General features: G+C 39.6%; 7 protein-coding genes. 2 read left to right on the top strand and 5 right to left on the bottom strand.

All coding sequences use genetic code 11. The annotated features are described in order from the left end of the window. Positions 1-972 precede the first annotated feature (972 nt). Complete coding sequence (locus L2672_RS16455) at positions 973-3,453, top strand: bifunctional diguanylate cyclase/phosphodiesterase (RefSeq protein ID WP_248996938.1); 2,481 nt, start codon at positions 973-975, stop codon at positions 3,451-3,453. On the opposite strand, the gene L2672_RS16450 is transcribed toward L2672_RS16455, so the two are convergent. Both L2672_RS16450 and L2672_RS16445 read right to left on the bottom strand, forming a co-directional pair. Further along, positions 3,422-4,399 (bottom strand): alpha/beta fold hydrolase, encoded by a 978-nt coding sequence (locus tag L2672_RS16450; protein WP_248996937.1) that lies wholly within the window; start codon positions 4,397-4,399, stop codon positions 3,422-3,424. The two genes, L2672_RS16455 and L2672_RS16450, sit on opposite strands and share 32 nt — an antisense overlap. A gap of 89 nt (positions 4,400-4,488) precedes the next feature. After that, complete coding sequence (locus tag L2672_RS16445; RefSeq protein ID WP_248996936.1) at positions 4,489-6,324, bottom strand: DUF885 domain-containing protein; 1,836 nt, start codon at positions 6,322-6,324, stop codon at positions 4,489-4,491. A 206-nt stretch (positions 6,325-6,530) separates the two neighbouring features. Between L2672_RS16445 and add the strand changes: the two genes are divergently transcribed. Next, on the top strand, positions 6,531-7,529 hold the full coding sequence (add, locus tag L2672_RS16440) for an adenosine deaminase (RefSeq protein WP_248996935.1): 999 nt from the start codon (positions 6,531-6,533) through the stop codon (positions 7,527-7,529). Positions 7,530-7,589: 60 nt separating this feature from the next. Here the strand turns inward: add and hemN are convergent, their stop codons facing one another. The 3 genes from hemN to L2672_RS16425 form a co-directional block, all read right to left on the bottom strand. After that, positions 7,590-8,966, bottom strand: coding sequence for an oxygen-independent coproporphyrinogen III oxidase (hemN, locus tag L2672_RS16435; RefSeq protein ID WP_275975079.1), 1,377 nt, complete (start codon positions 8,964-8,966; stop codon positions 7,590-7,592). 128 nt (positions 8,967-9,094) lie between these two features. After that, on the bottom strand, positions 9,095-9,853 hold the full coding sequence (locus tag L2672_RS16430; RefSeq protein ID WP_248996933.1) for an NRDE family protein: 759 nt from the start codon (positions 9,851-9,853) through the stop codon (positions 9,095-9,097). A gap of 47 nt (positions 9,854-9,900) precedes the next feature. Continuing rightward, on the bottom strand, positions 9,901-11,433 hold the full coding sequence (locus L2672_RS16425; protein ID WP_248996932.1) for a metal transporter: 1,533 nt from the start codon (positions 11,431-11,433) through the stop codon (positions 9,901-9,903). Between the last annotated feature and the right edge of the window lie 169 nt (positions 11,434-11,602).

Raw genomic sequence — 11,602 nt, 5'->3', positions numbered from 1 at the left:
GGCCTGTCACGCCGGGGGTCGCGGGTTCGAGTCCCGTCCGCTCCGCCAACATTAAGATGAAAGCCCACAGCTAACGCTGTGGGCTTTTTTCGTTTGGGTCATTTCACCATTCGTCATCCTCGAGATCTGTTATCGAGGATCTGCTGTTGCTTAATGCAGATTCCGGCCCAAAGGCGTCGCCGGAATGACGTTGGTTGAGTGCGCCGTAATGACGTGGCTTGAGTGTTGTCACAATGGTGAGGCTTGAGTGCTTTCGTAATGATGTTGGCTTTGTGTTGTCAGAATGATGGGGTTGAATGTAGCCTAATGATGATAAGCTGCTTTAAGAGTTAACGGTTGATATGAGCGTTGCTGTGATCATACGGCGGGGTTTAATGTTCCTAATTCGTCATCCTCGAGCGCTATGGGCTTTTTTCGTTTGGGGCATTTCAAAATTCGTCATCCTCGAGATCTGTTATCGAGGATCAGCTGTTGCTTAATGCAGATCCCGCCCCAAAAGCACAGCCGAAATAATGTGGGTTTAGTATTGTCGTAATGACACAGGGTCTGTACTGCTGGAATGGCGCGGTTTGAGTACTGTCAGTATCAGGCTGGTTGAGCGTTACCGGAATGAAGTAGCTAAACTTTACTAATACCAAGCTTGATACATAATTACTCACCCTAACTTGTTAAAATACTCGATAACAGCGTTAGATTTTTTGTTGTAGAATAACTACTTACCGAAAAAATCTGCCTTGTTCTCAAGTATTTTTCCTACGCTAATTATGATCACTTACTAATCGTGATTGGTATAAATGAGCGTTTAAGGCAAACATTTAGCGGGGACTTGTTTATCTGATTTTAGAAGCTTATTTATTTCTATTTGTTTGGTCTTTTTCACTTAAATGAACCTTATAGTCTGAAAACTATTTGCTTTACTTGGTATTACGTTTACCGCTAGCATATAGTTTACGGTCATAGTTTGAGTTTATTTTGAATTTTTTTCGCAATTTGTCTCTCATTTTTATTATTCCTTTCTGCTTAATCTCTATTTACTTAGCGATGGCATTTGGTGGATATTATTACGACTCAATCGAGTTGAAACAGCAACTTGCTGAACAAAAAGTTCAACAGTTCCGCAAAGACCTTTTTCGAATGCGATATGTTGTAGAGTCTGCAGTTAAAGAGCAGGATTACGACAGAATTCAAAAAGAATTAGCATTGATTTCCACTGATATGAATATGATGGCTTACGTCATATTAGATTCAAGTAAATCGATTCATTTTGCCAATCATATTATTTGGCAAAATAGTGATGCTATGAATGTTTTGGAAGGTTATTCTGATGAGGTTCATAAATTTGTTGTTGAGTCCAGTGAACCTCAAATTTCTATCAACTTTGAACGATTATCTATCCAGGGGTATTACCCCATTTCAGAACAGCACTTTGCTTACTCTCCCTCGCTAGAATTAATCTATTTTGAATATGATATATCACACCTCATGTCTAAGGCATCAAAGTTATTATTAGCTAAGTTGTATAAGGTTTCTGGTATCGGGGTGATAATTTTAGTGCTTTTCTGTGTTGTGCTTTACTGGTTCTGGTTGTTACCAATTAACCGGTTAAGTTTGGTTGCTAAACATATCGATGATGCAGATTTTCATGCAGGTATTTATTGCTTTGCTGCTGAAATTACTAAGCTTCGTGATTATTTAGCTCAAGTGAGTAACAAACTTAAACGTAATCAAAAAAGGTTAAATGATGCGGAGCAGCGCTGGCTGTTTAGTGTTGAGGGGTTGAAAAATGGCCTCTGGGATTGGAATTTATCCAACGGTGATGTATTTGTTTCAGATCGCTGGAAAGAGATTTTAGGCTATCAGTCATATGAGTTAGATAGTGTTTATTCGATTTGGGAATCTTGTTTACATCGTGAAGAAAAAGCAGATGTTTTGAATACCCTTCAACAATGTATTGATGGTGAGACGGAGGAATATGAAAGCGTTCACCGTTTACGTCATAAAGATGGTCATTACGTTTGGGTATTGGATAAAGGCAAAATAGTTGAGTGGGATGAGCTTGGTAATCCCGTTCGTATTATTGGCAGTATTACAGATGTTTCGGTTGATGTTAAGAATCAGCATTTTGAGACTGAAAATGACCATGCCCAAGTATCTATTACAGATTTAATGAGCCGAGATACGCTAGCAGACTCTCTTTATGATTTGCAGGTGTTTAGTCGAAAGGTTAATCAGTATTCTGCCATTTTAATTATCAACTTAGATAATTATAAACTTGTGAGTGATGCATTGGGTCAAGAGTGTTGTGATAGGCTGTTGATGAAGATAGCGGCAAGATTGTCGGGGGCATTTTCTTCATCTGGGCTTGTCGCTCGTTTAGGAACTGATGAATTTATCATGTTTGCCAAAAGTTTGGGTAATGAATTAACTCATGCTAATAAAAGGGCGCTAGCACTAGCGAGTGAGGTTCGTCAGCTTATTGGTAAAAGTGTTGATATTGCAGAACAGCATATTTTAATTTCTGCACGTGTTGGTGTGGTTCTTTGTGATGGGGGAGAGTCATTAACTCCGCAAACTTTATTAGCAAGAGCCGATAATGCGCTAGAACTTGCTAAAGAGGCTAAGTTTAATGGCTGTGCCATTTTTGATCCGAAGACGGATGAAAATAGCATTCAACCTTTTAAGCTTAATCATGAGTTAGCGCTAGCGGCATCTCAGGATCAAATTCAATTAGTTTATCAACCGGTAGTGGATAAAAGCGGTAACCTTATCAGCGTTGAAGTTTTACCTCGATGGTGCCATGAACAGCACGGTTTTATTAGCCCTAAAAAGTTCATCGCTGCTGCTGAATCATCAGATTATATTTTTGAGTTAGAGTTATGGATTATTGATAAAGTATGCCATGTGTTATTACAACTCGCTGCTTCAGATGTTGATACCCCTATTATGTCGATTAATATATCTTCCCGACATTTTCATCAAGAGCACTTCTTAAACACGGTATTAAACAAAGTTGAATCGTTGAATATTTTACCTAGTAAAATTCAATTTGAGCTAAATGAAGATATATTTTATGTCAATCAGGATGCTGTAAAGTCAAAAATAAATGCGTTACAACACGCTGGTTTTCATGTTGCATTAGATAATTTTGGTGCAGGCCAGTGTGCGTTACATCAATTACAAGGCGTTAGATTCTCTCAGGTTAAATTAGCTGGTAGTTATATTGAAGAAGCACAATTTGACAATAATAGGCAAACATTATTGTGTGCCATTGTCGAATTAGCGAGTCGTCTTAATTACAGTGTGATTGCGAAACAAGTTGAAACTAAATCTCAGTTGAATCATTTGATTCATGCTAAATGTAGCGGGTATCAAGGTTACCTTTTTTCTCGACCGCTAAGCCAAGAAGATTTAGTGCAACTGGTTAAGTCGCCATTGCCGTTGAGTGTTGTTTAATAAAGTTAATTAAATGGCTCAATGCTTTGTCTCTTAGTTTATCACTTTCAATAAATACCTCATGGTAGGCACCTTCTATAATCACTTTATGACATTTTGTGCTTAAGGCTTGGTCATGCGCTTGATTTACTACAATTTCATCGTCACTTGCTTGCAAAATTAGCATTGGGGTTTGCGTATTTTTAGCATAATGAACACTTTGCTCTGCCGCGGCTATTGCTTCAATTAACCAACGATTAGTGGGTGAGCCTAATTGAACTTGAGCTTCCTTCTTGTAGATTTCCCGAAAGTGCTCATACCTTAGTTTGCTGTGAGTTAAATGATTACTAATAAAAGGCTCTACTTGGTAATCGGTGCCACCCAACACATAGTTACTGGTTACTTTACCTGTTGTGCTTACGGTAGTTTTATCTAATTTTTTGGCTAACCATTTTACAATATTCACATTGAAGGGAAGTAAAATGCCGAACATGGGTGCAGACATCACAGCGCAATCAAAATACTGTGGATGTTTGGCAAGGTAATGTGTGGCAATTGCACCGCCCATAGAGTGGGCCACTAATGACACCGAATCATGTTGATTTGGTTTGACGATCTCATCAATAAAATGTTCAAAGTCATCTACATAGTCTGTAAATTTCATCACATGACCTTGGTGGCTATTGACGGTTAACCTGTCAGAAAGCCCTTGCCCCCGATGGTCTAATGCATAAACGCTAAAACCTTGTTGGAATAAATCAAATATCAGTTCTTGATACTTTAAATAAGTCTCGACTCTACCGTTACTGATGACAATGGCTTGGTTTGAGTCAGGATTAATGATCTGGCAGTAAGCTATTTTTAGCCCGTCACCAGTGGTGAAATGTGTTTGGCTAACGGCTTGCCAAAAACGTTGCTGTTCTGGTGTGTTTAATTGTTTTTCAGAAGAGAACTTTTTATAAATCATAGAATCCAATGGGGTTATTTTATTAATTCAACGTCGGCCAAGAGTGAATCGAGGTTTAACCCCGCGTTTATAGCGGGGCTATGCATGAGTTAGCTTAACTCTTGGTTTATATAGGTGTCTATTATTTGTTCTAGTATAGGCATGGGAACAGAGCCATTTTCTAACACTTTATCGTGGAATTTTCTGATATCAAATTTTTCACCTAATGCCTCCTCAGCTTTGGCGCGTAATCGCTTTATGGTGAGTTCACCAATTTTGTATGATAACGCTTGTCCTGGCCATGAAATATAGCGGTCTATTTCCGTGTTGACATTATGCATTGATAAAGCGGTATTGCTGGCCATAAAGTCAATGGCTTGCTGTCTACTCCAACCTTTGGCGTGCATGCCTGTATCGACCACCAACCTTGCCGCTCTCCACATTTCATAGGTTAAGCGGCCAAAGTTACTGTATGGGTCTTGGTAAAACCCAGCCTCTAATCCTAAATATTCAGAATACAATCCCCAACCTTCTCCAAATGCAGAGATATAACTGTATCGTCTAAAGTTAGGTAAAGTGGTTAGCTCTTTTGTGAGTGAACTTTGTAAGTGATGCCCAGGGACCGCTTCATGTAACGTTAGCGCTTCAAGCGCATATAAGGGGCGCTTATCAAGTGCGTAGGTATTGACCCAATAATAACCCGGTTGGTCATCTCTATTTGAGCCAGAATATCTACCTGTGGTGTATTTAGGGGCGATTTCTGCCGGAACAGGTGCAATGCCGTATGGGGTTCTTGGGAGCTTACCAAAGTATTTGGGCAGCATAGCATCGGCTTTTTTAGCAATATAAGAAGCTTCCTTTAAAAGCTCTTCTGCCGTTTGGGGGTAAAACTGTGGATCGGTACGTAGGAATTGTAAGAAATCAGCAAATGAACCTTCAAAGCCTAAATCTTCAATGATTTGCTGCATTTCATTTCTAATTCTAGCCACTTCTTTTAAGCCTAACTGATGCACTTCTTCAGCTGTCATGGGTAAAGTGGTGTAATACTCAACTCTGTTTTGATAAAAGGCATCGCCATCTGGCAGTGCTGAAGCGGCAATTTGTTCGCGAGCGTTGGGAATATACTCTTCAGTCATAAAGTCATAAAACGCTTGATACAAGGGTATTACTTTATCTGCAATAATTTGTTTTCCCTGTGCTGTAAGCTGTTGTTTTTGGGCTTGGGTAAAATGTTCAGGATATTGGGTGAAAGGCGCAAAATAGCCACTTTGCTCCACTGGAACGATAAAAGCACTAATACTGTCTTCAAAACCCGTTAAGGTTACTTTAGCTGGGGTAATTCCTGCAGCTAAGCCTTGTTTTAACCAAAATGTTTGCTGGCCAAAGTAGGTTGGCAATGCGTTAAGTTTGGCTAAATAGTTCTGGTAATCAGCTGTTGTTCTCAAGGGGATTTTGGCAATACTGGCGATATAGGCATGAAAGCCGCTTTCAGCGGTAATAGGCAGATAATGATCTTTAAAACGATACATATCGAGTGTATTTTGTAGCTGATCTTGCAGTATTTTTGCATTGATTTGGTCATCTACTGAAAACTGACTTTTATCGAGCTGTTTTAAAGCGTTAAGTAGTTGTTGGGTTTTAAAGTTTTGCTCTGCTAATGATTCAGGAGATAAATCAGCTAACTGTCCAGCGGCTTGTTGATTACCTAAACTTGCGGCGAGTTCAGGAGAATAAGCCAGCTTTTGCGCCCAATCTTTGTCTATTATTGTTTGTAAGTTGTGGGCTATCGGCTTAATTTCTTCAACGGTTTTTTTTGTATCTGCAATGGAAGTGGGCTTTGGCTTTTTTGCATCATAAGCATATCGTTGTGCATCTGTTACTGTGGTGTTTAAACTACAGCCCGTTATGCTAATGGCAATCAGAGTAGGTAAGAGCAAAGCTCGCATGACAAGGTTCCTTTTATTTTCTAAGGGATTTTTTAGTCAGTATGCCGTATTTTTTTATTAAAATCAGGCATGATTGGTTGCTTGAATGAATAAAATTAGTATCTTTATGTTATTTTAAGAACGGTATGTTTGTTATTTTGTGTTAATATCATTCAAACGCCGACGATTATTACAGCTCACTGGCGGGCAACAGAAAAGGGATAAATATGATTGATTCAACCATTCCGTTAGTGGATTTACATCGACACTTAGATGGAAATGTACGTGTTCAGACTATTTGGGAGTTAGGTCAACAGCATGGTATAGCTTTGCCTGCGGACTCTCTAGAATCATTAGCGCCATTTGTACAAGTTCAGGGGAAAGAAAGTAGTCTAGTTGCTTTCTTGAAAAAGCTTGATTGGATGGTTGCAGTTCTTGCTGATCTCGATGCAGTTAAACGTGTTGCCTACGAAAATGTCGTTGATGCAAAAGTTTCAGGGCTAGACTATGCCGAATTACGTTTTAGTCCTTATTACATGGCGATGAATCATCACTTACCTATTGAAGGTGTTGTAGAAGCGGTGATTGATGGCGTGAATGCTGGCACTAAAGAGCATGATATTGATATTAATCTTATTGGCATTATGTCGCGTTCATTTGGCCAAGAAAAATGCCGTTTAGAACTTGAAGGCTTACTGGCTCATAAAGATAAATTAGTCGGTATGGATTTAGCGGGCGATGAACTCGGCTTCCCTGGAGACTTATTTACTGAGCACTTTAAACGAGTACGTGATGCTGGTTTAGCCATTACTGCTCATGCTGGTGAAGCGGCTGGCCCTGAAAGTATGTGGCAAGCGATTGAAGTATTAGGTGCCACACGTATTGGTCATGGTGTGAATGCGATTCGTGATCCAAAATTGATGGAGTACCTCGCTAAAAATAAAATTGGTATTGAGTCGTGTCCAACCAGTAACTTACATACTTCAACCGTTGCAGACTACGATACTCATCCGTTTAAGCAATTTTTAGCCGCCGATATTTTAATTGGCTTGAATACCGATGACCCTGGGGTAAGTGCCATTGATATTCAACACGAATATCAAATTGCTCAGTCCGAACTTAAGTTGACTAATGAGCAAATAAGCCAAGTGCAAAAAAATGGCGTTGAAATGGCGTTTTTATCTGATTCTGCACGTAAAGCGCTTTATGCCAAAAAGCGTGGATAATTGAATTATAGTTAAACAAAAAAGCCAGCAAATGCTGGCTTTTTACTTTATCTGTAATCACTAGATTACTCTTGAGAACTGTTGTTGTCTGGCTTTTTGGCGATAATACACATCGAAGCACATACAAATATTACGGATTAACAGGTGGCCTGTTGGGCTAATGGTTAATCTTCTATCAGTAATATCCACTAACTTATCGTCTAAGAAGGTTTGTAGTAAGGCTAAATCTTCAGCGAAATAATCTTCAAAAACAATATTAAACTTCTGGTCAATTTTGGCCATATCAAGGTCAAAGTGACAAATGATTTGTTTAATCACTGCACGACGAATTTCATCATCTTCATTTAAGCTACAGCCTTTCCATAAAGCATGACCTTTTTCATCAATCGCTTCATAGTATGGTCGAATATCTTTTTGGTTTTGAGCATAGCAGTCACCAATTTGGCTAATTGACGAAACGCCTAACCCTAATAAGTCACATTCTTCTTGGGTGGTATAACCTTGGAAGTTTCGGTGTAATTTTCCGGCACGTTGTAATTTAGCCAGTTCATCATCAGGTTTAGCAAAGTGATCCATGCCAATGAATTGATAACCAGCACCGGTTAAGGTTTCAATAGTTTGATGCAGCATATCTAATTTTTGCTGTGGTGATGGCATGTCAGCATCTTTAATTTTGCGTTGTGCCGCAAAACGAGAGGGTAAATGCGCATAGTTAAATACTGATAAACGATCAGGAGATAACTCAATAATACGTTCAATAGTTTGGGCAAATGTTTCAGGCGTTTGCAGTGGTAAGCCGTAAATTAAATCTACGTTAGTTGATACAAAGCCTAACTCTTTAGCCTTGGCGATAAAGTCAAAGATAAACTGCTCATCTTGCTCGCGATTCACGGCAACTTGAACGTCCTTATTAAAATCTTGTACCCCAATTGATACACGGTTAAAGCCAGCTTCTTTTAAGGTATCAAGCATGCTGAGTTCAATTTCGCGAGGGTCTACCTCAATAGAAAACTCACCTTCATCTGCAAAGTTGAAGTGTTGTTTGATTAATGAGGTCAAATGTAAAATTTGCTCTGGTTGCAAGAAGGTTGGCGTGCCACCACCCCAGTGCATTTGGGTCACTGTGTAATGCTTGAATAACGGCGCGCGTTTAATAATTTCCGCTGCTAAGTATTCAATGTATTGATCGGCTTTGTGAGAGTGACGAGTAATAACTTTATTACATCCGCAGTAGTAACAAAGTTTTGCACAAAACGGGATATGAACATAAAGAGAAAGTCGATCGCTTTTGCTGCCCTCGATAGCTGATAACAAGTTTTGCTCAGTGAAAGTATCATCAAACTCTAATGCTGTCGGATAAGACGTATAACGAGGACCGCTGTAGTTATATTTCTCGATCATTGACTGATCCCAACTTATTTTTGTGGGCTGCTCCAAGACGTGTACTCCGATGGTAAATTAGCAATAGACGAATTATGCAGTCAAAAGCGTTAAATAACCTTGATCTAGGTTGTAAATTTGATAATTGTACGTGACAGCCGTTGCAATATTGAGAGGGATTTCTATTAGACACTTGCTGGAATTTGAAAGTGCTGCTGGCCTAAGTGTCTTGCTTTACCATCAAACCGAGACTCATAAAAGTCGATTTGGCCATGATGGTTTTTTAGAATAATACTAGTGGAACGTGTACCGTATTGTGGGTGCTTGATAAAAATGGCCGACAAGTTACGTTCCCATTCTAACTCTAATCCTGTATTGGGTAATAACGGGTCGTCAGGTATAGAGGCGTCTTGCATGAAAGTATTTAATTGAGAAACATCTATATCAACAGCATTAGAAATGTACTGTTGAATTAACTGTTGCCCTAATGCCATCTTAGGCCAAATATCATCCATATTACCGTTGCAAATAGCATGAAATCCGTTATCTAACGGCTGGGTTACTTTGCTATGACTATTGAAGCACTGCAAAGTCTGATTATGTTCAAATATGAGGTTAAACGGATTGTAGTTTTCAGCGTTTTTATGAAGCCATTCAGGGGTAATCAAATTTGAGGTCAGTGATTTGGTGACTAATTCACCTCTAGAGCGTACACCATCGGTTTCATTGGGTAGGCGAAGGTTAGTGATACCGGCGAATTGTCCTGCCCGATTAACGCCTAACCATGTGCCGCCTGCTTGTAAGTCTTTACCTGCGAGTAAATTAACATTATCAAGCCAAAAGTGTGCGGGCTGGGTAGCCCTATGATGAAACTCGTCCCGGTTGGCGCAAATAATGAGCGGATATTTAGGGTGCTGATTTATTGCAATAAATAAAATACACATAAACTCATCCTATGTTTTGTGCTACACCCTATTTGCGTTGTTACAAACTAATGGTGATGATGCCCATGGTCATGCTTGTGCTCAGATTCTAAGGTTATCATGCGGCTTAAAAATTTACGTGGACCTAAGCGCAGTAAACTTGAACCAAACAATAAACTAATCATAGCTAACCCGATATAATTTACCGATTCAGGCAACTGAAGAGTATAGCTAGACGTGAGGGGAACTAAATCCGCCACAATAAATGCCATTAATAATACTCCACCTAATATTAATCCTTGCTGCCAAGACATGAGCTTTAACTGTGAAATATTGATGACCGGAGCTGCAAGTAAACTGAATGCCACAGCCACTTGATTCCAGCCACTATAAAATAATGCCAGTGCTAATACCGCAGCACCTAAGTTACAAAATCGCATTGGAATGAACACTAGCAATAATATCAATACTTGTAATGCTGGGTTTTCAAGAGGGACTGATGGGTGACCAATGAGGTTCGCCAATAATAAACTAAATATAATCCACGGGGCACTTCTATCAACAAGATGAGCAAAACCAAAGCGAGCAGCAGACTCAGGCATATTGGTATGTGGGTCAGTTAATTTAGTGTTATTCCACGTTAATAGGCCGGCAATAATGGCAATACCAATAACCTGATAAAGTGCAAACCAAGGGCCAAGTAAAGCTAGCGTGATAATTAAAGACTCTGGGCCTATAAGTCGTTGAAGCCAGCGTAGTGCAAGGTTTGGATGTTGTGGTTGTAACCCTAATTTAAATCGAATTGCGGCGAGTACATAACTTAAAAGTAATATCGGAGAGATAGTTAGTAACCAACCAACAAACTGCTCAACACCATGGGCGTGATCATGATGCGCATGAGCATGCCCACCTGTATCCATAAGTAATAGCAAGGCTAATAACCCTAAGCCCAATAAACTGCCTATGCCAGCTTGATATTGATACTTACCTTGTTTGTCGGTTTCATGCTCACCATGAGGTTGATGCAATACTACATGCAGAATTGAGCCGGTTACAAAAGCTTGTAAGTAAACCGTATTTTCAATACTTAATTGGTGAATCAGTTGCTCTCCAGCAAAATATCCGACAGCCGTTAAGGCCATCATGGTGACTAACACAACACTTGCCCAGAGAGTGCCGACTTGAGGCTTAAGTAACCACCAAATGGCTAAACCTACAGGTAAGCGGTGTAAAATAATGCCTAGTGCCAATATGGGAGAGTTATCTTGTTGCGATATCACCATGGCGCCGCCATCGGTAATGGTGTGCAACAATAATCCACCAATACCTAAAATTAAGGTGATGTTGTGGGTGAGGTCAGAATAGCGATGAAAAACCCGTTCACTTGCTGTAGGCCCCCATAAACCGAGGATGACAAACAATAAGGTAATAAACCCACCATGCTCTAGCAGCTCTGGCAGAATATGCACTAGCACAAGGCCGCCTAAAGAGACGAAAATAAAGCCATCTAACCCTTTTTGTAATCCGCTACCTGAAGAAAAGTAACGATAGAACAAAGGGCCAAAAAGTAAGGCTATGCAACTGGCGAATAAATAAAGCATGTGATCCAAAAAGTCATTCAACAAAAACGCCGCAGTATAACATTTTTGTTAGGTTGTGTAGTCAAAGATACTGCTGTAAATGATGTAAATTTCTAATGTTGAAATCAGCCTGATTTACGCCATGATTACACCTTAGAAAAACTAATCTGAAAACATAAAATAAAGCGCG

The organism is Shewanella gaetbuli (genome assembly GCF_023284065.1).
GTDB classification, from domain to species: Bacteria; Pseudomonadota; Gammaproteobacteria; order Enterobacterales; family Shewanellaceae; genus Shewanella; species Shewanella gaetbuli.
The sequence above is the reverse complement of the archived record's forward strand: the minus strand, read 5'-3'. Positions and strand labels throughout refer to the sequence as shown.